Annotated in this window: 21 protein-coding genes; 15 read left to right on the top strand and 6 right to left on the bottom strand. The window is 33.8% G+C overall.

The annotated features are described in order from the left end of the window. Nucleotides 1–103 precede the first annotated feature (103 nt). Complete coding sequence (locus LQ189_RS06310) at nt 104–673, top strand: pentapeptide repeat-containing protein (protein WP_230155119.1); 570 nt, start codon at nt 104–106, stop codon at nt 671–673. A 4-nt stretch (nt 674–677) separates the two neighbouring features. Here LQ189_RS06310 and LQ189_RS06305 read toward each other — a convergent pair whose 3' ends face one another. From LQ189_RS06305 to glyA, 5 genes are all read right to left on the bottom strand, one after another. Continuing rightward, nucleotides 678–1,358, bottom strand: a complete 681-nt coding sequence (locus LQ189_RS06305; RefSeq protein WP_230155118.1) for an ABC transporter ATP-binding protein — start codon at nt 1,356–1,358, stop codon at nt 678–680. Between the two features lie 2 nt (nt 1,359–1,360). Further along, nucleotides 1,361–2,617: an FtsX-like permease family protein gene (locus tag LQ189_RS06300; protein WP_230155116.1), complete on the bottom strand. Its 1,257-nt coding sequence runs from the start codon at nt 2,615–2,617 to the stop codon at nt 1,361–1,363. Further along, a complete protein-coding gene (locus LQ189_RS06295; RefSeq protein WP_230155115.1) occupies nt 2,617–3,711 on the bottom strand; it encodes an efflux RND transporter periplasmic adaptor subunit in 1,095 nt (364 codons plus the stop codon). Before LQ189_RS06295 ends, LQ189_RS06300 begins: the two co-directional genes overlap by 1 nt. A gap of 246 nt (nt 3,712–3,957) precedes the next feature. Then, entirely contained in the window at nt 3,958–4,551 is a 594-nt protein-coding gene (locus LQ189_RS06290; RefSeq protein ID WP_086454676.1) for a tRNA-(ms[2]io[6]A)-hydroxylase, read from the bottom strand. A 135-nt stretch (nt 4,552–4,686) separates the two neighbouring features. Further along, nucleotides 4,687–5,961, bottom strand: a complete 1,275-nt coding sequence (glyA, locus tag LQ189_RS06285; RefSeq protein ID WP_086454675.1) for a serine hydroxymethyltransferase — start codon at nt 5,959–5,961, stop codon at nt 4,687–4,689. A gap of 108 nt (nt 5,962–6,069) precedes the next feature. On the opposite strand from glyA, the gene fahA reads away from it, so the two are divergent. From fahA to LQ189_RS06225, 12 genes are all read left to right on the top strand, one after another. After that, entirely contained in the window at nt 6,070–7,353 is a 1,284-nt protein-coding gene (fahA, locus tag LQ189_RS06280; RefSeq protein WP_230155114.1) for a fumarylacetoacetase, read from the top strand. 151 nt (nt 7,354–7,504) lie between these two features. Then, a complete protein-coding gene (locus tag LQ189_RS06275) occupies nt 7,505–8,689 on the top strand; it encodes a hypothetical protein (protein ID WP_230155113.1) in 1,185 nt (394 codons plus the stop codon). A 459-nt stretch (nt 8,690–9,148) separates the two neighbouring features. Continuing rightward, complete coding sequence (locus LQ189_RS06270) at nt 9,149–9,766, top strand: GNAT family N-acetyltransferase (protein WP_086455018.1); 618 nt, start codon at nt 9,149–9,151, stop codon at nt 9,764–9,766. Nucleotides 9,767–9,887: 121 nt separating this feature from the next. Beyond that, nucleotides 9,888–11,081: an argininosuccinate synthase gene (locus tag LQ189_RS06265; RefSeq protein WP_221916908.1), complete on the top strand. Its 1,194-nt coding sequence runs from the start codon at nt 9,888–9,890 to the stop codon at nt 11,079–11,081. A gap of 225 nt (nt 11,082–11,306) precedes the next feature. Then, a complete protein-coding gene (argC, locus tag LQ189_RS06260; RefSeq protein ID WP_230155112.1) occupies nt 11,307–12,284 on the top strand; it encodes an N-acetyl-gamma-glutamyl-phosphate reductase in 978 nt (325 codons plus the stop codon). A gap of 80 nt (nt 12,285–12,364) precedes the next feature. Beyond that, nucleotides 12,365–13,501 carry an aspartate aminotransferase family protein gene (locus tag LQ189_RS06255; RefSeq protein WP_230155111.1) on the top strand — a complete coding sequence of 379 codons (1,137 nt, stop codon included), beginning with the start codon at nt 12,365–12,367 and terminating at the stop codon, nt 13,499–13,501. Nucleotides 13,502–13,592: 91 nt separating this feature from the next. After that, a complete protein-coding gene (locus tag LQ189_RS06250; RefSeq protein WP_230155103.1) occupies nt 13,593–14,537 on the top strand; it encodes an N-acetylornithine carbamoyltransferase in 945 nt (314 codons plus the stop codon). 76 nt (nt 14,538–14,613) lie between these two features. Then, nucleotides 14,614–15,399, top strand: coding sequence for an acetylglutamate kinase (gene argB, locus LQ189_RS06245; RefSeq protein ID WP_230155101.1), 786 nt, complete (start codon nt 14,614–14,616; stop codon nt 15,397–15,399). Between the two features lie 83 nt (nt 15,400–15,482). Beyond that, nucleotides 15,483–16,553 carry a M20 family metallo-hydrolase gene (locus tag LQ189_RS06240; RefSeq protein ID WP_230155099.1) on the top strand — a complete coding sequence of 357 codons (1,071 nt, stop codon included), beginning with the start codon at nt 15,483–15,485 and terminating at the stop codon, nt 16,551–16,553. A gap of 156 nt (nt 16,554–16,709) precedes the next feature. Continuing rightward, nucleotides 16,710–17,993 (top strand): argininosuccinate lyase, encoded by a 1,284-nt coding sequence (argH, locus tag LQ189_RS06235; RefSeq protein ID WP_230155098.1) that lies wholly within the window; start codon nt 16,710–16,712, stop codon nt 17,991–17,993. A gap of 150 nt (nt 17,994–18,143) precedes the next feature. Then, nucleotides 18,144–19,142, top strand: a complete 999-nt coding sequence (locus LQ189_RS06230; protein ID WP_230155096.1) for a DUF2157 domain-containing protein — start codon at nt 18,144–18,146, stop codon at nt 19,140–19,142. Continuing rightward, nucleotides 19,129–20,289 (top strand): hypothetical protein, encoded by a 1,161-nt coding sequence (locus LQ189_RS06225; RefSeq protein WP_230155094.1) that lies wholly within the window; start codon nt 19,129–19,131, stop codon nt 20,287–20,289. Before LQ189_RS06230 ends, LQ189_RS06225 begins: the two co-directional genes overlap by 14 nt. Nucleotides 20,290–20,357: 68 nt before the next feature. Here the strand turns inward: LQ189_RS06225 and ytxJ are convergent, their stop codons facing one another. Further along, complete coding sequence (gene ytxJ / locus LQ189_RS06220; protein ID WP_230155092.1) at nt 20,358–20,744, bottom strand: bacillithiol system redox-active protein YtxJ; 387 nt, start codon at nt 20,742–20,744, stop codon at nt 20,358–20,360. Between the two features lie 194 nt (nt 20,745–20,938). On the opposite strand from ytxJ, the gene clpB reads away from it, so the two are divergent. Then, nucleotides 20,939–23,545: an ATP-dependent chaperone ClpB gene (clpB, locus tag LQ189_RS06215; RefSeq protein ID WP_230155089.1), complete on the top strand. Its 2,607-nt coding sequence runs from the start codon at nt 20,939–20,941 to the stop codon at nt 23,543–23,545. 248 nt (nt 23,546–23,793) lie between these two features. Then, complete coding sequence (locus LQ189_RS06210) at nt 23,794–24,663, top strand: DUF808 domain-containing protein (RefSeq protein ID WP_230155087.1); 870 nt, start codon at nt 23,794–23,796, stop codon at nt 24,661–24,663. Nucleotides 24,664–24,742 lie beyond the last annotated feature (79 nt).

Here is a 24,742-nt window from a genome sequence, read left to right as displayed (position 1 = left end):
ATTACTTTTACTATCTGAAAACTAATTTTAAGAATAGATCTTTTTCCATCAAGATAATGTGTTACTTTGTGCAACTACATTTTACTAATCATCAAACTTTTAAATGGCTTCATACACCTATGACAATCAATTTACTGACATTCTTTATAGCGAACATGAATTGAATCATCAGGAGTTCGAATGTTGTACTTTTACCAATTGTAATTTTTCTCAATGTACTTTTGTAGCTGTTACTTTTATTGATTGCACCTTCGATGATTGTATATTTAGCAAGGCAAAAATTAATTATGTCGCCTTTAGAACTGTAACTTTCAATCGCTGTGAAATCAAAGACGTGAATTTTGCGATGTGCGATAAATTAATTTTCGAAATTGCTTTTAAGGATTGTGTTTTGGATTTCTCCAAATTTTATTCTTTAAAAATAAAAGGAACATCATTTACGAATTGCAGTATTATTGCGGTAGATTTTATGAGTACAGATTTGACCGAAGTCGTTTTTGAAAACTGTGATCTATACCGTTCTGAGTTTGCGAAAGCAATTGCTAACAAAGCTGATTTCAAAACCAGTTACAATTATATGATTGACCCCAAAACAACAAAATTAAAAAAAGCGATTTTTGCTTTAGAAGGTTTGAAAGGATTGCTCTACAAACACGAAATTATTGTTAAATAGAACTTTAAGAAATTATTTTCCCATCTTCCATGGTAATAATTCTATTGGTTTTTTGGGCAAAATCATTGTCGTGCGTAACCACCAATAAAGTTTGATTTTTCTCCTGAGTTAATTTATTGAAAATATCAAAAACCATGTCACTGTTTTTCTTATCTAAATTCCCTGTAGGCTCATCCCCCATTATAATCAACGGATCGTTGATCAAAGCACGTGCAATTGCCACACGCTGTTTTTGTCCACCGCTCAATTGATTAGGCATTTTCAGCGCTTGATCCTGCATGTCTAACGTTTTTAAATGTTGCATGGCGCGATGCTCTAATTCTTTATCCGAGTATTTAGCTAACTTCATCCCCGGAAGCATTACATTTTTTAGCACATTATATTCTGACAGTAAGTAATGAAACTGAAATACAAAACCTATTTTTTCATTTCTGATTAATGCCAATTCTTTGTCGGTTTTTCCCGTGACAAGTTCGTTGTGAATCATTATCTGACCGTCATAATCCGTATCCATCGTAGAAAGTAAATACAATAATGTCGATTTGCCACAGCCAGATTTCCCAACTATCGAAACAAACTCTCCGTGATTAACACGCATACTTATTTCTTTCAATACCTGAAATTTTACAGGATCGTAAAAATATTTACTTAGTCCAATGGTCTCTAAAACAGCATTATTTTCCATTTTTATTTTCCTCTGATGATTTCTACTGGATCTACTTTACTGGCTTTTAAGGCAGGAAAAAGTCCGGCAATAGTCGTGGTAAACAATGCAAAAGTAATCCCGATGCCATAATATATAGGATTGTAATTAATAGGATAGGTTTTCACCGTAGGTAAAGAAGCCGTTTCAAACGGAATCACATCTATGATAGAAGAAAAAACAAATCCAAACAGCAAACCAAACAACCCTCCCACCAAACCAATAATAATAGATAGTGAAACAAAAATCCATTTCACATCATTTCCAGAAAATCCTGTCGCTTTCAAAATCGCAATACTGTCCATTTTTTCATAAATCATCATGTTCAGAATATTATAAATCCCAAAACCGGCAACAATTAGCAACACCACACCAACGGAATAGGAAATGATACTTCGCACTGAGCTTCCTGTTTCAAACTGAGAATTTGCGGTTTGATAATCAATTGTATCTAAATTAAAGGTGTCCTGAAACTCTTTTGCAACAGCAGGTGCAGCACTCATATCATACAAATTTAGCTGAATGTCCGTGATGTAATTTGTAGGTTCTCCCAGTATTTTTTGAGCTGTCGTCAAAGAGGTATAACTCATCACATTATCAATTTCAGAAATACCAATTTCAGAAATACCCACAATTTTAAGCGAAGCTAAATTTCCTTTAGAAGTCGTAATCTTGATGATATCTCCATTGGTAAGCAACATTTTATCTGACAAACCTTTCCCTATAATAATGCTGTTATTCTGAAGCAGGTCAGCTACTTTTCCTTCAATGATATAATCGCTGATTTTAAATAATTTATCTTCAGATAAAACATCAATCCCATTAATTACCCCTGATATTTCAATAGTCCCTGAATTAAAAAAAACCGGCGAAGTCACCTTTGGTGCAACGTCAATAACACGCGGATCTTGTTTTAAAACAGCCAGAATGGTTTTACTGTTGTAAATGGACTTTCCTCGGTCTTTGGGTTTAATAGAACGAACAAAATTGGTGTTTTTTTTAAAGTCCTCGGACAAGAAAACAGGTTGGTTTTCTGAAGGTTTTATTTCATTGTACAACAGTACATGAGGAGTTCTATTGAGCATTAATCCATCCAATAAATCATTCAAACCATTCATAAAACTAACCAAAGCAATAAACATCGCAATACTGAACGTTACTCCAATAGCTGCAACAATCGTTTGTTTCAATCGAGCCCGTAGCAAATGCAATGCAACGTTTAAAATGAGTTTAAAGTTCATTATTGAGGTTTATAAATGGTTTCTACGGCGGTTAAACCGGATAGTATTTCTACTTTTTGATAATCACTTAAACCCGTTTTTACTTCGCGTTTTTCATCTTTATTTACTAAAACATATTTGCCTTGTATTAAATATGCTTTTGGAATCGTAATGGCATTTTTCTTAATCTGAATGATAATATTAGCTTCGGCAGTAAGATTTGGGTAGAGTTTTTTGGGTGGTTTTATAAAATGTGCTTCAATTTTAAAAGTACGGGAACGTTCGTTCATTATTGGATAAATTTTATCAATGACAGCATCAAAAACCTGCCTTTTATAACTATCCATTGTCACCAATACTTTTTGACCCGTTCTCACGCGAACCATATCATTTTCGTCTACTTCCAGTTCTAATAAATATGAATATTCTTGACCAATTATTGCTAAAGGAGTTTGCGGCGTAACTAATGTTCCTTCTTTTACTAAGACATCAAATAATTTTCCAGAGAAAGCACTTTTAACACTAAAATCACTCTGGGATTTCTGGTTGATTTTTAAGTTGACAGAATTTCTGCTTTGATCATTACGCAATTGGGCTTTGAGTTGTGCTAATTGCTTTTTAGCAGATTCGAAATTAATTTTGGAACTTTTATACGCTAATTCGACTCTTTCAAAATCAACTTCCGAAATTCCACCTTGATTTCTGATGTTTTTATTTCGGTTATAAATGGATTCGTCCAGGGTAAATTTGTCTCTGCTTGATTGGACTTTCATTTCCATTTCGGCAATTTTATCCTGAATATAACGACTGCTTTCCAAACTTAATTGATACGCTAATCGAGCATTCTCAGTATTTAATTCCGCTTTATCACTTTCCAATTCAAATAGCGACTGCCCTTTACTAATGGATTGACCGGCAATAACATTTACTTTTTGCAGTGTTCCATTTACAGTGGCAAATACCGTATACTGCCCATCCGCTTTTAAAACTCCTGAGGCATACACCGTTTCAGTAACTTCTCCTACAGTTGGTTTCATTTCTTCTGTTTCCTTTTTGGAACAAGAAAGCAGACTCAGCATTACCAAAAAAAATTGCACTTGTAATTTCATATTCATTTCATCTTATATTTATCTTTACAGATTGCTGTAATTTCTTTCTATAAATATACGCAAATATCCATGTTAAAGCTACTTAAAGCACTGCAAAATTTGAAACTCCGACACTTTTTCTACAAATAGTAAAAATTGAATTTCAGTTTTTTAACTTATAAAACTTTAAATTAAAAAATGCTTTGAATAGTATTTTGAAATGATACTTTTTGTGGGATTAAAATTTAATGGGATTAAAGAACGGTTTGTATTTTATCCGTGTATGGTTTCACTGTTCCCATATTTTGTAATTACCGACTCTTCAAATTCTAACCACTCTCTCCAACGTTTTTCAACATCAATTCCTTCGCCGTATTTACGTGCATAGGTTATAAATGTGGTATAATGACCTGCTTCACTCTCCATTAATTCTCTGTAGAATAAAGCTAATTCTGGATCCTTAATGTTTTCGGATAAAACTTTAAATCGCTCACAACTTCTGGCTTCAATCATTGCTGAAAAAAGCAAACGCTCTACAAGACTTGAAACTCTACTGCCATTGCTGCTTTTTTTCATGTACAGGTATAGCTCATTTACATAATCGTCTTTTCGTTCTCTGCCCAATTTTAATCCACGCTTAATGATGATATTATGCACTTGCTCAAAATGATCAATTTCTTCTTTGGCTAGAGCCAATAAATCTTTAACTAAGTCCTGATGTTCAGAGTTGTTCGTAATAATTGTAATGGCATTTGTAGCTGCTTTTTGTTCGCACCAAGCATGATCTGTTAAGATTTCTTCAATATTTTTCTCTACAATATTGACCCATCTTGGGTCTGTTGGCAATTGTAATCGTAATACACCCATTTTAAATTAGTTTCAAGTTTTAAAAATAGTTTCAAGTTTCAAGTTTTACTTAGAACTAAAAAAGTTTAAAATTTTGCGATACCATTCCGTAAACACAAAACTTTAAACTTTAAACCTGAAACCTTAAACAATTAATTAATAAACGAAAATAGCTCTTTCGCTCATCATTTCATTTACTTCATTGGCCACAGCCTCTATCACAGCTTCATTAGTATGATCTACAATCACTCTATCAATTAAATCTACGATAGTTTCCATATCAGCCTCTACAAGACCTCGGGTTGTAATTGCCGCAGTTCCCACACGAATACCAGAAGTAACAAATGGTGATTTATCATCAAATGGAACCATATTTTTATTCACTGTAATTTCAGCTTTAACCAAAGCATTTTCAGCCTCTTTACCAGAAATATTTTTATTTCTTAAATCAATCAACATCATGTGATTATCAGTACCACCAGAAATAATTTGGTAACCACGTTTTACAAAAGCTTCGGCCATAGCTTTAGCATTTTTTTGCAATTGTAGTGCATAGGTAAAAAATTCGTCTTGTAATGCTTCTCCAAAAGCAACCGCTTTTGCAGCAATGATATGCATCAAAGGTCCGCCTTGATTACCAGGAAATACAGCTAAATCAAGCAAAGATGACATCATTCTAATTTCTCCTTTTGGAGTAGTTAATCCAAACGGATTTTCGAAATCTTTACCCATCAAAATTAATCCTCCACGTGGTCCACGTAAAGTTTTGTGAGTCGTTGTAGTTACAATATGGCAATGAGGTAAAGGATCATTCATCAAGCCTTTTGCAATAAGTCCTGCAGGATGAGAAATATCAGCTAATAAAATAGCTCCAACGCTGTCAGCAATTACTCTAAAACGAGCAAAATCCATGTCGCGCGAGTAAGCAGATGCTCCAGCGATAATCAATTTTGGTTGTTCTCTAGTTGCAATTTCTTGAATTTTATCGTAATCCAAAAGACCAGTTTCTGGGTCTACACCATAAAAAGAAGGTGTATATAAACGTCCAGAAAAATTTACAGGTGATCCGTGTGTAAGATGACCTCCATGAGATAAATCAAATCCTAAGATTTTATCACCTGGCTTTATACAAGCATGGTAAACTGCTGTGTTAGCTTGTGAGCCAGAGTGTGGTTGTACATTGGCGTAAGCCGCACCAAAAAGCTCTTTAGCTCTATCAATAGCAATTTGCTCTACCACATCAACTACCTCGCAACCTCCGTAGTATCTTTTGCCAGGATATCCTTCGGCATATTTATTAGTTAGTACAGATCCTGCAGCTTCCATCACCTCGTCACTTACAAAGTTCTCTGATGCTATTAGTTCTAATCCGTGTATTTGTCTTTCTTGTTCTTCTAGAATAAGGTCAAAAATTTGTTCGTCGCGTTGCATTTTTTTGAATTTCGTTAATTTATAGCAAAAATACAAAAAAACGTTTGGTTAATACTTAGATTATAATATATTTGATGAGTAATTTTTTAACAAAATAATTAACATCATATGCCAATAACAGCAAACGATACCAATAGAAAATCATGGTTAGAAGTACCTGAAAACAGTGATTTCCCTATTCAAAATATACCCTTCGGAGTTTTCCTAACTAAAGAAAATATTGTTACTGTAGGAACAAGAATAGGCGACTATGCCATAGATCTAGGTGCACTACAACAACTCAATTATTTTGAAGGTATTGAACTTACCGATGATATGTTTATGCAGGATACACTGAATGACTTCATATCAGATGGGAAAAAAACATGGAGACTGGTAAGAAACCGCATTGCTGAACTCTTTGATGCCAATAATACCAAACTACAAAATAATACTAAGGACAGAGATATTGTAATCTTTAAAATGGAAGATGTTGAAATGCAATTGCCTGTTTTAATAGGTGATTACACTGATTTTTATTCGAGTAAAGAACATGCTACTAATGTTGGGAAAATGTTTCGTGATCCTGAAAACGCGTTATTACCTAACTGGCTTCATATTCCAGTGGGTTATCACGGTCGTAGTTCAACGATCGTTCCATCTGGAATTCCTGTTCACAGACCCATGGGACAAACATTACCTCACGGGGAAACTAGTCCAGTTTTTGGTCCGTCCCGTTCTGTTGATTTTGAACTTGAAACTGCGTTTATCACAACTGACGTCAATATAATGGGTGAAAATATTCCTGTAACCGAAGCCGAAGATTATATTTTTGGGATGGTGTTATTAAATGACTGGAGCGCTCGTGATATTCAAAAATGGGAATACGTTCCGCTAGGACCATTTTTGGCTAAAAATTTTGCCTCTTCAATTTCACCATGGATAGTTACTATGGATGCACTAGAACCTTTTAGAACAAAAGGTCCTAAACAAGAGCCTACGCCCCTACCGTATTTACAACAAAAAGGAAAACACTCCTTTGACATTAACTTAGAAGTAGCCATTCAACCTGAAAATAGCGAGGCTACTGTAGTTTCTAAGTCTAATTTTAAATACATGTATTGGACTATGAGCCAACAATTGACGCACCACACCTCAAATGGATGTAGAGTAAACTCTGGAGATATGATGGGATCAGGAACGATATCGGGACCTACTGAAGATAGTTTTGGTTCTATGCTTGAACTTACTTGGGGTGGAAAAAACCCAATAAAAATGAGCGATAACACAGAGCGTAAATTTATAAATGATAATGATACCGTAATCATGAAAGGTTTTTGCAAAAACGGTCATGTACGTATTGGTTTTGGAGAAGTTTCAAGCAAGCTATTACCTCCTTTCGTTCGAAAATAAAATTTATATAAAATTACATTTTGAAACCTAACAATTATACTATTTTTGTTAGGTTTTTTTTGGCATTATATTTGAATTTAGCTTTTTGAAATATTCTTTTCGCTAGAAATAAAAAATATTGCTCAACATTCTACCCCTAAAATTAACGCTTATGAAAAAAATTACTACTCTATTTATCTTATTTATTTTTATTTCCTCCTGTGGAGTAAAGCAAACCCAAAATGCATTAAGCTCAGGTAATTATGATCAAGCAATAGATAATGCTATTTCAAGTTTAAGAAGTAACAAGGATAAAAAAGGAAAACAAGATTACGTTTATCTCCTGGAAGAGGCTTTCGCCAAAGCTAAAGATAGAGATCTCAACTATATTAACTTGTGGACTAAAGAAAATAATCCTGCTCAGCTAGAAAAAATTTATAACACCTATGTACAATTAAATCAAAGACAAGAAAACATAAAACCAATTTTACCCTTAAAATTATTAAACGAAGGTAGAAATGCCATCTTTCCCTTTGATGATTATAGTGATAAAATTGTAAGTAGTAAAAATGCACTAGCGGCTTATTTATATGCAAATGCAAAGAAATTAATGGTGTCAAATGATAAAATGAATTTTAGAAAAGCATTTAATGACTTAAATTATCTCAACCAGATCAATCCAAACTATAAAGACGTTTTAAAATTAATGGATGAAGCAAAATTTAAAGGCTGTGATTTTGTTTCGGTTACTACAAAAAATGAGACAAACATGATCATCCCAGCACGTTTGCAAGATGACTTGTTAGATTTTAGCACTTTTGGATTAAATGATGCTTGGACAGTTTATCACAACAACAAACAAAAAGGTATTGTTTATGATTATGGAATGGTCATCAATTTTAGAGATATTTTTATTTCACCAGAACAAGTTAAAGAACGCGAATTTGTTAAAGAACGAGTGATAAAAGACGGTGTAAAAAAACTAATTGATGCTAATGGTAAAGAGGTTCTAGATGAAAAAGGAAAAGTAGTAATGGTTGACAATTTAAAAACGGTAACCGCCAGAATTTATGAATTCAGACAATTTAAATCTTCGCAAGTTACAGCTAAAATAGATTACGTTAATCTAAGAACCAATCAACTAATTCAAACATTTCCTTTGACAAGCGAGTTTGTTTTTGAAAATACTTATGCCACTTGTAATGGAGACAGACGCGCCTCGGACGATAACTATTTTGCGTATTTTGACAGAAAACCTGTTATGTTCCCTAACAGCGAACAAATGATTTATGATACTGGTCAAGATCTAAAAGCAAAAATTAAAAACATTATTACTCAAAATAGATTTAGAAACTAACCTTTATAAATCTTTCATTAAAACTCCTAGAGCACTACGTTCTAGGAGTTTTTTTTTTTTTTTTAATAACACAATAGTTACATAATTTGTTACAAATAAAAATTAAATAGTTGAAATTCAAAAAAAAATGTACTTTTGCAGCTGTGAATAATACAAACGTACATATAACTTCTTTGTCACGGACAAACATGCTAACCGCTTCTCCCGAAGTACGGACACTATAACTATATTTTCCTAGAGCTGTTTCTCATTTATTCATATTTTCATTTTTTTTGTTTTGACATTATCAAACTCTATTGGATTATTATATCCTTTATTTTTTATAGTATTTACTGTATTTTATTGTAAATCAAAATACTACATCTATTCTTTAGATTTTAGTGCAAATTCATATTGCCTAAAATTCATTTTAGCTTTTAATCAAAAATCATTTTATAACATCCAAATTCTACTTTTGAAATGAACATTTCCATTGTCACAACTCAGGAAGAGCACTACAAATATGCGCAAGAAATATGCGAAACAATAGAGTTATCAGCACTTTTAAGAGGTACTGGTATTGCTAAAAGAACGCCTGAGTATATCCAGAAAAAAATGGAGACTCAAGACGCCGTTATTGCACTTGACAACGGGAAATTTGCAGGTTTTTGTTATATCGAGAGTTGGCAACATGGCCAGTTTGTAGCACATTCAGGCTTAATTGTTCATCCAGATTACAGAAATCTTGGTTTGGCAAAAAAAATAAAGTCGTTTGTGTTTGATTACTCGCTAAAAAAATATCCTGAAGCAAAAGTTTTTGGGATTACAACAGGCTTAGCAGTAATGAAAATAAATTCTGATTTGGGATACAAACCAGTTCCTTTTTCAGAGCTTACAAATGACCCGAGCTTTTGGAAAGGCTGTCAAACCTGCACTAATTATGAAATTTTGAAAAGCAAAGACAACAAAATGTGCTTGTGTACAGGCATGCTATATGATCCAAATGAAAAACCAAAAGACCCACCAAAACATCCTTTCAATGTCCGGATTTGGAACCGTTTGAAGAAAATAAAACAAGCGGTATTTTTAGATAAATAAACCCCCTACTTGAAGGGACGTGAGCCAAGACATAGAAGAAAAATTACATAAAATAACATTCCCTTTTGCCAGTATTGGCACCCTCTCCTTCGGAGGGCTGGGGGAAGAAAAAAATGAAAAAATGAAAAAAGTAGTATTAGCATATAGTGGAGGTCTTGATACTTCCTACTGCCTGAAATATTTAAAAAACGAAAAAGGTTTTGAAGTTCACACCGTACTAGTAGATACTGGTGGATTTACCGCTGAAGAATTAGAAAGCATAACAACAAGAGCGTATGAACTTGGAAGTGCAAAGCACACCAATCTTACCATTGTAGATAAGTATTATGATAAAGCCATCAAGTATTTAATTTTTGGAAATGTATTAAAAAACAATACCTATCCACTTTCTGTAAGTGCTGAACGTGTTTTTCAAGCTATCGAAGCCATTAAATATGCAAAATCTGTTGGCGCAAGTGCCATTGCACACGGAAGTACTGGCGCTGGTAATGACCAAATTCGTTTTGATTTAATTTTCCAAACCATCGCACCCGAAATTGAAATCATCACTCCTATTCGAGATTTGAAATTATCAAGACAGGAAGAAGTAGATTATTTAGCTAAAAACGGAGTTTCATATTCTTGGGAAAAAGCACAATATTCTATTAACAAAGGGTTATGGGGAACAAGTGTAGGCGGGAAAGAAACTTTAACATCGCATCAAGCGCTACCTAGCGAAGCTTATCCTTCTCAATTGGTAAAAGAGGGCGCAGAAAAAGTAACCTTAGAATTTGAAAAAGGAGAATTAGTAGCTATAAATGGCATTAAAGACAAACCTTCGGCTAATATTGTTACTCTTGAAAAACTGGCTAATGCCTACGCAATAGGTAGAGACATTCACGTAGGTGATACCATTATTGGCATTAAAGGAAGAGTAGGTTTTGAGGCTGCCGCACCTTTAATTATCATCAAAGCACACCATTTATTAGAGAAACACACACTAGGAAAATGGCAGCAATACTGGAAAGAACAACTCGGCAACTGGTACGGAATGCTGTTTCATGAGGGGCAATTTCTTGATCCTGTGATGAGAAATATCGAAACTTTTTTGCAAGACACCCAACATACTGTCAACGGAAAAGTGACCGTTACACTAAAACCCTATCATTTTTCGCTTGACGGAATCGAATCTGAAAATGATTTAATGAATACGAGTTTTGGACAATACGGAGAAATGAACAATGCATGGACTTCTGATGATGCCAAAGGATTTATCAAAATTCTTGGTAATGCTCAAAACATATTTTCATCGGTAAATAATGAAACATACGAATAATAAATAGCGTTTTTTTTAGGAGCAGAAATATTTTGCATTTCCAGAAAAATCGTCCCGCTTTACGCTACAATCTTTTCCTTTTTGAAAAAAAAGGAAAAGGATTTCCACTGCAATCGGGGCTAAAGAGAAAAATAGTGCTTTTTTAGAAACTTAAAAAAATACAATATCAAATCTATGGAAATCAGTAAAATCTGTGACAATAAATAATTCGAAAAAATAAAAATTATGATTACTATCGGTATAATAGGTGGATCAGGATATACAGCAGGAGAATTAATTAGAATTCTAATGTTTCATCCTCACGCAACCATTGATTTTGTTTTCAGTACAACAAATGCTGGAAAGCCGCTTTCTGTAGCGCACCATGATTTACTCGGTGATATCGAAATGAATTTTACTGATACCGTAAATCCAAACGTGAACGTAGTTTTCTTGTGTTTAGGTCATGGAAAATCAAAATCATTTTTAGAACAAAATCAATTTGCAAGTCATACTAAAATTATTGATTTGGGTAATGATTTCAGATTGACAAAAGACAAAGAATTCAATGAAAAGTCTTTTGTTTATGGTTTACCTGAATTGAACAAATCAGCCATTAAAAACGCTCAATTTATAGCTAATCCAGGTTGTTTTGCAACAGCAATTCAACTGGCATTATTGCCTTTGGCGAAAGCCGGAATACTCACAACTGACGTTCATATCAATGCTACAACAGGAAGTACGGGAGCCGGAGTAACCCCTTCAGAAACAACACATTTTAGCTGGAGATCAAACAACATGTCACATTACAAAGCTTTTGAACACCAACATCTAGGGGAAATAAACCAAAGTGTCCACCAATTGCAAGCGGATTACGCAAACGAATTGATTTTTGTACCCAACAGAGGTGATTTTGCCAGAGGAATATTCGCCACATTATACACAACAATCGAAGATAGTCTGGAAGATTTAGTAGCAAAATATGAGACTTATTACCAAGACCAACCTTTTGTTACGGTTACTACCACAGGAATCAACATGAAACAAGTGGTGCAAACCAATAAATGCATTATTAGTTTAATGAAAAAAGGAAACCGGTTATTGATAACTTCAGTAATCGATAATTTAACAAAAGGAGCTTCAGGACAAGCCATACAAAACATGAATTTAATGTTTGGATTAGATGAAACCACAGGATTGCATTTGAAACCATCCGGATTTTAAAAATTTGTTTCAAGTTTCAAGTTTCAGGTTGCTCACGTAACTTGAAACTTGAAACCTTAAACCATTTAAACAAAAAAGAAATGAACTTATTTGACGTTTACCCATTATACAGCATCACACCAGTAAAAGCATTAGATTGCACTATTACAGACGAAAACGGAATAGAATATTTAGATTTATACGGCGGTCATGGTGTAATTTCCATTGGACACACCCAACCAGACTATGTCACTGCCTTAAAAAAACAATTAGACAACATCAGTTTCTATTCAAATGCTATTCAGAATCCACTGCAAGTTGAATTAGCCCAAAAGTTAGGGAAACTTTCAGGATTAGAGGACTACACTTTATTCTTGTGCAGTTCCGGAGCCGAAGCCAATGAAAACGCTTTGAAATTAGCCTCGTTTCACAACCATAAATCGCGCGTAATTGCTTTTGAGAATTCCTTTCATGGTAGGACTTCTGCAGCAGTTGCAGTGACTGACAATAAAAAAATTGTGGCACCAATCAATGCACAGCAAATTGTTACTTTTTTACCCTTGAACAACATTGAATTGGTTGAAAACGAACTCAAAAAAGGCGATGTTTCTTCGGTAATAATTGAAGGTATTCAAGGAGTGGGCGGCTTAGACCAAGGTACCACAGCATTTTTTCAAGATTTAGAAAAAATATGCGCAGCTTATGATGTTGTTTTAATTCTAGACGAAGTACAATCCGGATACGGAAGAAGCGGAAAGTTTTTTGCACACCAACATCATGATATTAAAGCCGATATAATTTGTTTAGCAAAGGGAATGGGGAACGGTTTTCCTATAGGTGGGATTATGATTTCTCCAAAATTCACAGCTAGTTACGGATTATTAGGAACTACTTTTGGAGGAAACCATTTAGCTTGTGCAGCCGGAATTGCAGTTTTGGACGTAATGGAAAAGCAACAATTAATGGATAATGTAAATGACGTTTATGCCTATTTTCTGGAAGCAATCAAACAAATCCCTGAAGTAATTCAAGTTAAAGGAAGAGGATTAATGCTGGGCGTAGAATTTGATTTTGACGTAAGTACACTTCGTAAAAAGATGATTATCGACAAACATATTTTTACTGGAAATGCAAACAACAAAAACTTACTGCGCATTTTACCTCCTTTAACAATAACAAAACCAGCAATCGACTTGTTTATAAAAGCCTTACAAGAAGCTTTAGTCGAGATAAAATAGTATAAAGTAATACTATTTGTAATAGTACTTAAACAACTACAAATTAAGTGTATATTATAAAAATTAATATAACTTATTAAAATACAAAATCATGAATTACAACGCTGTCAATACTATAGATGTACTGGAAACATGGGTTAAAAAAGCCTTAAAAATCAAAAAGAAACCCCTCAAAAATAAAAAGTTAGGTAAAAACAAAACATTAGGATTGTTGTTTTTCAATTCTAGTTTAAGAACTCGATTGAGTACGCAAAAAGCTGCCTTAAATTTAGGAATGAATGTCATGGTAATGAACTTTACCAATGAAGGATGGACCCTAGAATTTGAAGAAGGTGCCGTAATGAACTCGGGGGCATCAGAGCATATTAAAGAAGCTGCTGCAGTTGTTTCTCAATATTGTGATGTCATTGCTATAAGAGCATTTGCTGGATTGGTTGATAAAGAAAAAGACAATGCCGAAATAGTACTGTCTAGTTTTATAAAATATGCAACTGTTCCTATTATTAATATGGAGAGCGCCACGGGACATCCATTACAAGCACTAGCTGATGCTATTACCATTGAAGAATTTAAACCCAAGCACCGACCCAAAGTGGTATTAACATGGGCTCCACATCCTAAAGCGTTACCTCAAGCTGTTGCCAATTCTTTTGTAGAAATGATGCAGTTACAAAAAAATATGGATTTTGTAATTACTCATCCAAAAGGGTATGAATTGAATCCTGAAATTACGAAAGATTCAAAAATTGAATACAATCAAGACAAAGCATTTAAAAACGCTGATTTTATTTATGCCAAAAATTGGAGTAACTATATTGAATACGGACAAATTACAAATTCTGATCCAAACTGGACGGTAACAGCTGATAAAATGAAATTAACTAACGATGCAAAGTTTATGCATTGTTTGCCCGTAAGGCGTAATATGATTGTATCAGATGAGGTGATTGACGGCCCTAACTCAATTGTTATTGAACAAGCCAATAATAGAACCTTCGCAGCACAATTAGTGCTTCAAAAAATATTAAAAAAATAAGGCACTGAGATACAAAGGTTCTAAGGCATTAAGTCCTCTGAGCCATTGTATCTAAGAACCTCAGAACCTTTTTTAAATGGAAAATAAAAAACCGATAACGTTAGTAAAAATTGGTGGGAATATCATTGATAACCCGATGGAATTGGCTCATTTTTTAACAGATTTTTCTAAGATCGAAGGCTACAAAGTACTCGTTCATGGCGGTGGAAAATCAGCTACAAAATTAGCCGAAAGTATGGGTTTAGTTCCACAAATGATTGATGGAAGACGCATCACCGATGCCGCCATGCTAGAAGTTGTAGTCATGATTTATGCTGGTCAAATCAACAAAAATATTGTAGCACAATTACAAGCCAATTCCACCAATGCAATCGGTTTTTCTGGAGCTGACGGGAATTTGATTCAATCAGAAAAACGAAATCACCCAACAATAAATTATGGTTTTGTAGGTGATGTCAACAAAGTAAATACACCCTTACTAGAAACGTTACTTTTAAACAATCTTGTACCTGTATTTTGCGCCATTACACACGATGGCAACGGACAATTATTAAACACAAACGCAGACACGATTGCCAGTGAATTAGCAATCGCTTTATCAGAAGTTTTTGAGGTAACTTTGAATTACTGTTTTGAAAAATCAGGAGTTCTATTCGATGCCGAAGACGATTCTTCAGTTATTGAAAACATAAATTCCGAATTATATGCAAAATTAAAAGCCGAAAAAGCCATACATTCCGGAATGATTCCTAAACTGGACAACTGTTTTAATAGTTTAAACAAAGGAGTTCAAAAAATAAAAATAGGGCATCACCGCATGTTGCTAGATGCAACGGCTATTTGTACAAATATCAAATTATAAAAAGTGAAACACAAGTATAACCGATTTTGAAAAAATTTCTTTTTCAATTTTAAAAAATCGGTGAATCTGTGGCTAAAATAAGTATGAAAAACATAGAAATCCTTACACAAGAAGCCATTGCGCTATTAAAAGCACTAATTGAAACACCTTCATTTTCCAGTGAAGAAGATCAAACAGCAATTTTAATCGAAAATTGGTTTACACAAAATAACATCCCTTTTAAACGCGAGAATAATAATGTTTGGGCTTTCAACAAACATTTTGATGCTACAAAGCCTACGCTACTATTGAATTCTCACCACGACACGGTAAACCCAAATCAAGGCTATACCAATGATCCATTTCAAGCCATTGAAAAAGAGGGTAAATTATTTGGTTTAGGCAGCAATGATGCTGGCGGGTGTTTGGTTTCTCTTTTAGCCACTTTTGTCCATTTTTATTCCCATGAAAATTTACCTTATAATTTGGTGATGGTAGCCTCTGCAGAAGAGGAAAGCAGTGGAAAAAACGGATTAAACAGTGTTTTAAAGCACTTGCCTGAACTAGATTGTGCCATTGTAGGCGAACCCACTTTAATGCAATTGGCCATAGCCGAAAAAGGTTTATTAGTTCTCGATGTCATCGTAAAAGGTACCGCCAGTCATGCCGCACATCAAAATCTTGACAATTCCATTTACAAAGCAATTCCCGTAATCGAGTGGTTTAACAGCTACAATTTCGAAAAAATTTCAGAGGTTTTAGGCCCTGTTAAAATGACTGTAACCCAAATTAATGCCGGAAAACAACACAATGTAGTTCCAGCAGAATGCCATTTAGTTGTAGATATCAGGGTAAATGATTGTTACAGCAATCAAGAAATTCTAGAAACTGTAAGAGCAAATGTTGCTGCAGACATTAATCCAAGATCCATGCATTTAAACGCTTCTTCCATTCCTGTTTCTCATGGATTGGTGCAGGCCGGAATCGCATTAGGAAGAACCACCTACGGCTCGCCTACCCTTTCAGATCAATCGGTTTTGAGTTGCAAATCATTGAAACTAGGACCTGGTGAAACCCTGCGGTCACACTCCGCAAACGAATTTATATTTATACATGAAATAACAGAAGGAATCCAATTGTATATCAAGATACTAACTGATTTTTTCAAACAATAAAATGACTAGGAGCTATTCCCGCTATCCGTTACAATCTTTTATTTTTTTAAAGAAAAAAAAATAAAAGGATTTTCACTATTATCGGGGCTATGAAAACGATTCCTATAGATCATGCAAGTTTCAAGATGAAACTTTAAACCTGAAACAAAAAACAATATGAAACTTTGGGAAAAAGGAATACCAACAGATAAACAAATTGAGCATTTCACTGTGGGAAACGACAGGGAACTGGACTTGGTTCTAGCAAAATACGATGCTTTAGGTTCAATTGCACATGCTAAAATGCTCGGAAACATTGGTTTATTGACAGCTAGTGAAACAGATATGTTAGTAGCTGCATTGAAAGAGATTATTGCTGATGTTGCTGCTGGAAATTTCACAATCGAAGATTCCTTTGAAGATGTGCATTCGAAAATTGAATATTTGCTAACAGAAAAATTAGGCGATGTAGGAAAAAAAATTCATACCGCACGTTCCCGCAACGATCAAGTTTTAGTAGATGTTAATTTATATTTAAAAGATGTAGTAAAAGAGTTAAAAGCTCAAGTAAAAAGCCTTTTTGATTTACTGATGGAATCAGCAGAGAAACATCAAAATGTATTATTGCCAGGCTACACCCATTTACAAATTGCAATGCCATCTTCTTTTGGGATGTGGTTTTCTGCTTATGCCGAAACTTTGATTGATGATATTACAATGTTGAATGCTGCTTTGAAAATTGTAGATCAAAATCCATTAGGCTCAGCCGCAGGCTACGGCAGCTCCTTCCCTATTGATAGAACTTTTACGACGCAAGAACTGGGTTTTGAAACTTTAAAATTCAATTCAGTAGCCGCTCAAATGAGCCGTGGAAAATCAGAAAAAACAGTTGCTTTTGCAATGAGTAGTGTGGCTGCAACTTTGGCTAAATTTTCTATGGATGTTTGTTTGTATATGAGTCAGAATTTTGATTTCATTACACTACCATCTCATCTTACAACAGGTTCCAGCATCATGCCACACAAAAAAAACCCGGATGTATTTGAGTTAATTCGAGGAAAATGCAATAAAATTCAAGCCTTACCTTATGAAATTACTTTAATTACTAACAACTTACCGAGTGGTTATCACAGAGATTTGCAATTATTAAAAGAAGGTTTATTCCCAGCCATTCAAAACCTGAAAGCCTGCTTAGATATTGCAATTTTCTCCATAAAAGACATTGAAGTAAAAGACAATATTCTTGCCGATTCAAAATACAATTATTTATTTACGGTTGACACTTTAAATGAAATGGTAGTTACTGGAATGCCTTTTAGAGATGCATACAAAGCCGTTGCAGAACAATTGGAAAACGGAACTTTTACATCCCCAAAAGAAACCAAACACACACATGAAGGCAGTATTAACAATCTATGTTTGAACGAGATTATAGAGAAAATGAGATTGGCCTATTACTAAATATCAATCACAACTATTTTCATAAATCCATTCTGTAAAAAGAATGGATTTTTTCGTTTCAATAAAATTCAACACTAATAAATTATACTCTTATTGAGAAGTTAACACTTTAAACCTATATTTGAGTTTAAATTTCAAGATAGTATGAGTATGAAAAAATTTGAAGAAGAGGCAACGAAAAGTCTTTTAGAAAAAGAATTAATAACCCCTGAACAATATAATCAAGTACAGGCCTACCGAAATTTAAATCTTTTTTCATTACATACTGAGCTTAAATTATTTTTGTACGCCTCTGTATTACTATTTACTTCAGGTATCGGTATTTTAATTTACCAAAACATAGATAGCATTGGACACATCGCTATTTTGGCTATATTATTGTTGATTACCGTTTTTTGTTTTTACTTTAGTTTTAAAAACGCCATCGGATTTAAAAAACAACAAACTCAATTTGAAAATCCTATTTTTGATTACCTCATTTTGGCAGCAGTACTATTAAGTTGTATTTTTATCGGCTACCTTCAATTTCAATATGCTGTTTTTGGTACCCATTACGGCTTAGCTACTGTTGTTCCTACTGTAATAGCTTTCTTCTGTGCCTATTATTTTGACAATAAAAGTATCTTATCAATCGCAATCACGGGTTTAGCAGCATATATTGGTTTATCCGTTTCTCCACAGTCTTTACTTCACAATGATTTTAACGAAAACAATACCCTGAGCTATTCAGCTATATTATTGGGTATTTCATTAATAATTTGGACTATTTACAGTTCAAAAAATGACTTAAAAAAACATTTTAACTTAGTATTTCTCACTTTTGCTTTGCACATTATTAGCATTGCTTGTATTAATAATTTATTCGATAGCTATTGGGGAATTTTTATAATATTATTGGCTGGTTCCTGCTACTATTTTTACCGTAGCAGTTACCTCATTAAATCGGTTTCATTGTTTGTCTTTACCTTAATTTATGCCTATATCGGTCTAAATATATTCTTGTTCAAATTATTAGAATTCAGCAATATTGATAGCGAATTATTTATCTCTTTCTTTTTCTTAGTTCCCTTTTACTTTATTGGTTCTATCATTTACTTTATTCGACTCATTAAACAATTCAATAAAAAAGCTAGTCATGATGCAATATAACAAAACCGAATTAGAGCAAGAGTTTCTAGTTTCAGAAGGTCACTCTTTAAAAAAAGCCGGATTTATAGATGAAAGTCAGTTTCGCATAATTGATAAAAAATTAACTGTACTTAAAAGTCAAAAAAACATCTTAATACGAATTGGATTTTTTCTGTTAGGGAGCTTTTTATATTCCTCCATTTGTGGCTTTCTTACTCTAATTAGCCTAGATTCAATGAATGAAAATTATCAATTTCTGGTTTATCTTTTTGCCATTATTGGATTCATTGGCGCTGAAGTTTTAACCAATCAAAAATATTATGGTTATGGCCTTGACGATGCTTTTTTATTAGGCGCTCAATTGTGCTTAGCAATTGCAATAGGTATTTCCACAGAAGGAAACGAAATTACCATTTCCCTTATACTATCAGTAACCTCCTTGCTTTGTTATCTTAGATATGTACAGCTGTCAATGGCTATCTTATTTTGTGTAACACTCACTTGTTCAATACTTTTCTTGATGTTTGAATTAGGCGCTTTCGCAAAAACGATACTGCCTTTTACTATGATGTTTTTTACAATTGCTATCTATTTTAGCAGCAAAAAACTACTAGCAAAATTAACACTTCCATTTTATTACAATGGCATTATTTTTACCCAAGCTTTTGCACTGATTTTATTCTATATATCAGGAAATTATATGGTGGTTAGAGAACTTTCAAGAGAATTAATGGGTGTAATTGTTACTGCAAATAACGATATTCCGTTTGCCATTTTCTTTTATGGATTTACGTTTATAGTTCCAGTGAGTTATTTGGTTTTGTCTTTATTCAAAAAAGACCGCTTTATGCTTTGGATAGGAATCCTAGCTCTTTGTTTTTCAATATACACCATTCGTTTTTACTATGCTGTTTTATCTGTTGAAATTGCCCTAACCATTGGTGGTTTGATATTATTTGCTTTTACTTTTTTTGCCATAAAAAAGATTAAAAACAATACTAATGGTGTTACTTTTCAACCAGATCGTTTCTCGCAAGGAAATCTATTTGGCACAGCCGAAATACTTATGGCGACACAATTGGGATTAAAACCAGAAACTACGGTGGAATCTCCAATGGAATTTGGTGGTGGAGATTTCAGTGGTGGAGGTTCTGGAGGAATTTATTAAAAAAAAACCAAGGATAAACAAACTAAAATTTGTAAATCCTTGGCAATTTCTTTGATTGGTTATTGCGACTATAATTTAGCTCCCAATTCTCCTGCATCAATATCGCTGTGAGAAACATTGTATACCGCCTTACCATCTTTAATCAAAATCAATTGTGGTGATTGATGTGTAACCCCAAAGCGGGAAGCAATCTCATTAGAAACATCTCTAAAAGCAATTAAATCTAAAAAATAAGGAGTTACTTTCTCAGGAAAGTTAAACTCATTCTCAAACTGTTTCAAAGCCATTCTACTCACACTACAACGAGTGCTATGCTTAAAAATGGCAACAGGTTTTACTTGAGATTGGGCTACTATTTCATCTAGTTGTTCTAATGCTTGCAAAGGCTCCCAAGTCATTGAATTAGTTTGGTCATTAGAATCACTACTACCAAAAATATTTTTAAAAAAACTCATAATTTGTCGGTTTTTCAGTCATTTTGTCTGTTCAATATGATATAAATCATATTTAATAAGCCATTTTGTCTGTAATTTTACTGTGGAATATTAATTGAATAATCAGATACAAAGATAAAATAAATTAACAAGAAACTGTGATTAAAGTATTTTACTAACAAAACAAGCAAAAACTTGTTGCAAAAACTAAAAAAATGAATATCAATAAATTTACCATCAAATCTCAAGAAGCTATCCAACTTTCGCAACAATTAGCACAAAGCTATGGACAGCAACAAATTGAAAACGAACATCTTTTTAAAGCTATTTTAGAAGTTGATGAAAACGTAGCACCATTTATATTAAAAAAACAAAATGTAAATGTTCCCTTATTTATTCAAATACTTGAAAGTACAATTCAAAGTTTCCCGAAAGTTACTGGTGCCGAAATAATGCTTTCTAGAACTGCAAATACCACGCTAAACGAAGCCGAAATAATTGCAAAAAAAATGAATGACGAGTATGTTTCGGTAGAGCACTTGATACTTGCTATTTTTAACTCGAAGACTAAAGCGTCTCAGATTTTAAAAGATCAAGGTGTTACCGAAAAAGGATTGAAAGCCGCAATTGATGAACTAAGAAAAGGAGAACGTGTAACCTCGGCTTCTGCTGAGGAGACCTATAATTCTTTGAATAAATATGCCAAAAATCTAAACGAACTTGCTAAATCTGGCAAACTAGATCCTGTGATAGGTCGCGATGAAGAAATTAGACGTGTATTACAAATTTTAACACGTCGTACTAAGAACAATCCTATGCTAGTTGGAGAACCTGGAGTAGGTAAAACTGCCATTGCTGAAGGATTAGCACATAGAATTGTAGATGGAGATGTGCCTGAAAATCTAAAAGATAAAATTGTATTTTCATTGGATATGGGGGCATTAATTGCGGGTGCTAAATACAAAGGCGAATTTGAAGAACGCCTAAAATCAGTAGTAAAAGAGGTTACCGCTGCCGATGGAGACATCGTTTTGTTTATTGACGAAATTCACACGCTTGTAGGCGCTGGCGGCGGCGAAGGTGCTATGGATGCGGCAAATATTTTAAAACCAGCATTGGCACGTGGAGAATTACGCGCTATTGGGGCAACTACATTAGACGAATATCAAAAATATTTTGAAAAGGATAAAGCATTAGAAAGACGTTTCCAAAAAGTCCAAATTGAAGAACCTGATACTGATAGTGCTATCTCCATACTTCGTGGTATTAAGGAAAAATACGAAACACACCACAAGGTTCAAATAAAAGATGAAGCAATTATTGCCGCTGTTGAATTATCCCAACGTTACATCACAAACCGATTTTTACCAGATAAAGCCATCGATTTAATGGATGAAGCAGCTTCAAAAATCCGAATGGAAATTAACTCAAAACCAGAAGAGCTGGATGTTTTGGATCGAAAAATAATGCAACTTGAAATTGAGATTGAAGCCATTAAAAGAGAAAAAGATGAAAGTAAACTCAAATCTCTTGGTCTAGAACTGGCTAATCTTAAGGAAGATCGAAACACGATTTACACCAAATGGAAATCAGAGAAAGACGTTGTTGATGGCATTCAATTGATTAAAAAAGAAATTGAAGATTATAAATATGATGCGGAACGCGCTGAACGCGATGGAGATTACGGAAAAGTAGCCGAAATACGTTACGGTAAAATTAAAGAAGCTCAAGAACGACTTGAAATTTTACATCAAGAACTTATTGTTAATCAAGCCGGTGGAAGTTCCTTAATTAAAGAAGAGGTTACACGCGAGGATATTGCTGAAGTTGTTGCAAAATGGACTGGAATTCCTGTGCAAAAAATGCTTCAGGGAGAAAGAGAGAAACTTTTACATCTTGAAGAAGAATTACACCGCCGTGTAGTAGGTCAAGAGGAAGCCATTGAAGCCGTAAGTGATGCTGTAAGAAGAAGTCGCGCCGGATTACAAGACATGAAAAAACCAGTGGGTACGTTTCTTTTCCTTGGGACAACCGGAGTGGGAAAAACCGAATTGGCAAAAGCCTTAGCCGAATACTTATTTGATGATGAAAACGCTATGACCAGAATTGATATGAGCGAATACCAAGAACGCCATAGCGTAAGTAGATTAGTGGGGGCACCTCCAGGATATGTGGGTTATGAAGAAGGCGGGCAACTAACAGAAGCCGTACGCAGAAAACCATATTCTGTTATTTTATTGGATGAAATTGAAAAAGCACATCCAGATACTTTCAATATTTTATTGCAAGTACTTGATGAGGGACGTTTAACAGATAATAAAGGTCGCCTTGCTGATTTTAAAAATACCATTATCATCATGACATCTAATATGGGTAGCCAAATCATTCAAGATAAATTTGAAAATTTAAAAGGCAGTATTGAGGCTGCTACCGAGGCAGCCAAAGTTGAAGTATTAGGTTTATTAAAACAAACTGTCAGACCAGAATTTATTAATCGTATAGATGAAATTGTGATGTTTACTCCTTTGACAAATGCTAACATTACTAAAATTGTTAGTTTACAGCTAAAATCTGTAACAAAAATGCTAGCACTACAAAACATCACTATGGATGCAACACCAGAATCAATAGCCTATTTAAGTACTAAAGGCTATGATCCACAATTTGGTGCCAGACCAGTAAAACGTGTCATTCAGCGTGAAGTCCTTAATGCTTTATCCAAAGAAATCCTTGCTGGAAAAATAACTACCGATAGCATTATATTGCTTGATGCATTTGATAACAAACTAGTCTTTAGGAATCAAAGTGAGTTAGTTTCCTAATATTTATTAAAACCACCAGTTTTGAACTGGTGGTTTTTTGTTTAAATAAAGTATTACAAGATAAATTGGTACATGACTATAGATTCTGAAAAGAGTAAAAAGCAATTTTATAAGTGTAGAATACATACATTTTGACATTTTAAGAATTAAAGTTTGAATAAAAAGTTTTAGCTTCGCAAAACAAAAAACAGAAAGAAAATTTTCTACAATTTGTAATTCAATTTTTTAATAAACTTAAAAAAAATAAAATGGCATCAGGATTTTTCGCATTATTAGATGATATCGCAGCAATGATGGATGATGTAGCTGTAATGAGCAAAATAGCAGCAAAAAAAACAGCTGGGATTTTAGGTGATGACTTAGCAGTGAATGCTGAAAAAGCTTCCGGTTTCGTTTCCAACCGAGAATTACCTGTTTTATGGGCTATTTCTAAGGGTTCGTTGCTTAATAAAATAATAATTCTACCAATTGCATTTGTGCTCAGTTATTTTCTACCAACAGCTGTTACCATAATTTTGGTATTAGGTGGTTTGTACTTGGCTTATGAAGGAGCCGAAAAAATCTACGAATACTTTTTCCCTCACGAACATGCAAAAGTAGAGCTTACAACTACAGAATGGACCGAAGAGCAGATACTTTCATTTGAAAAAGAAAAAATTAAATCAGCTATCATTACTGATTTTATTTTATCGGTAGAAATTGTAATCATTGCACTTGGAACTGTTATTGGAAAACCTATCACTTCTCAAATCATGGTAGTATCAATTATAGCATTAATTGCCACAGTTGGAGTTTACGGAATCGTAGGTCTTATTGTGCGTATGGACGAAGCGGGTCTCAAGTTAATCAGCATGAGTAAAAATGAAAATAGTATAGGTGCAAAAATTGGTAATGTCCTAGTAAAAGCATTACCTGTAGTTATAAAGAGTTTATCAGTTATTGGCACCATTGCTTTATTATTAGTTGCAGGTGGAATATTTGTTCATGAAATCCCTTTTTTACATGGTCTATTTCCTCAAATTCCTTCTATCCTTACTGAATTTGTTATTGCTTTATTCATAGGTTTAATAACACTAGGTTTTGTAATGCTATTCAAAAAATTATTTGCAAAAAAATAAACAACACTTTTCATTTTTAATCTTTCTTTGCTTTTGAATAAATAAATATCGAAAAGCACAAAACTGCAAATAAATTGTA

The organism is Flavobacterium sp. CECT 9288 (genome assembly GCF_918731615.1).
Taxonomy (GTDB): Bacteria; Bacteroidota; Bacteroidia; order Flavobacteriales; family Flavobacteriaceae; genus Flavobacterium.
This window is presented reverse-complemented; position numbering and strand designations above follow the sequence as displayed.

Bases quoted from the DNA above. Each gene is read 5' to 3' on its own strand.
- LQ189_RS06310 (WP_230155119.1), top strand. From the start codon at position 104: ATGGCTTCATACACCTATGACAATCAATTTACTGACATTCTTTATAGC.
- LQ189_RS06305 (WP_230155118.1), bottom strand. From the start codon at position 1,358: ATGGAAAATAATGCTGTTTTAGAGACCATTGGACTAAGTAAATATTTT.
- LQ189_RS06300 (WP_230155116.1), bottom strand. From the start codon at position 2,617: ATGAACTTTAAACTCATTTTAAACGTTGCATTGCATTTGCTACGGGCT.
- LQ189_RS06295 (WP_230155115.1), bottom strand. From the start codon at position 3,711: ATGAATATGAAATTACAAGTGCAATTTTTTTTGGTAATGCTGAGTCTG.
- LQ189_RS06290 (WP_086454676.1), bottom strand. From the start codon at position 4,551: ATGGGTGTATTACGATTACAATTGCCAACAGACCCAAGATGGGTCAAT.
- glyA (WP_086454675.1), bottom strand. From the start codon at position 5,961: ATGCAACGCGACGAACAAATTTTTGACCTTATTCTAGAAGAACAAGAA.
- fahA (WP_230155114.1), top strand. From the start codon at position 6,070: ATGCCAATAACAGCAAACGATACCAATAGAAAATCATGGTTAGAAGTA.
- LQ189_RS06275 (WP_230155113.1), top strand. From the start codon at position 7,505: ATGAAAAAAATTACTACTCTATTTATCTTATTTATTTTTATTTCCTCC.
- LQ189_RS06270 (WP_086455018.1), top strand. From the start codon at position 9,149: ATGAACATTTCCATTGTCACAACTCAGGAAGAGCACTACAAATATGCG.
- LQ189_RS06265 (WP_221916908.1), top strand. From the start codon at position 9,888: ATGAAAAAAGTAGTATTAGCATATAGTGGAGGTCTTGATACTTCCTAC.
- argC (WP_230155112.1), top strand. From the start codon at position 11,307: ATGATTACTATCGGTATAATAGGTGGATCAGGATATACAGCAGGAGAA.
- LQ189_RS06255 (WP_230155111.1), top strand. From the start codon at position 12,365: ATGAACTTATTTGACGTTTACCCATTATACAGCATCACACCAGTAAAA.
- LQ189_RS06250 (WP_230155103.1), top strand. From the start codon at position 13,593: ATGAATTACAACGCTGTCAATACTATAGATGTACTGGAAACATGGGTT.
- argB (WP_230155101.1), top strand. From the start codon at position 14,614: ATGGAAAATAAAAAACCGATAACGTTAGTAAAAATTGGTGGGAATATC.
- LQ189_RS06240 (WP_230155099.1), top strand. From the start codon at position 15,483: ATGAAAAACATAGAAATCCTTACACAAGAAGCCATTGCGCTATTAAAA.
- argH (WP_230155098.1), top strand. From the start codon at position 16,710: ATGAAACTTTGGGAAAAAGGAATACCAACAGATAAACAAATTGAGCAT.
- LQ189_RS06230 (WP_230155096.1), top strand. From the start codon at position 18,144: ATGAAAAAATTTGAAGAAGAGGCAACGAAAAGTCTTTTAGAAAAAGAA.
- LQ189_RS06225 (WP_230155094.1), top strand. From the start codon at position 19,129: ATGATGCAATATAACAAAACCGAATTAGAGCAAGAGTTTCTAGTTTCA.
- ytxJ (WP_230155092.1), bottom strand. From the start codon at position 20,744: ATGAGTTTTTTTAAAAATATTTTTGGTAGTAGTGATTCTAATGACCAA.
- clpB (WP_230155089.1), top strand. From the start codon at position 20,939: ATGAATATCAATAAATTTACCATCAAATCTCAAGAAGCTATCCAACTT.
- LQ189_RS06210 (WP_230155087.1), top strand. From the start codon at position 23,794: ATGGCATCAGGATTTTTCGCATTATTAGATGATATCGCAGCAATGATG.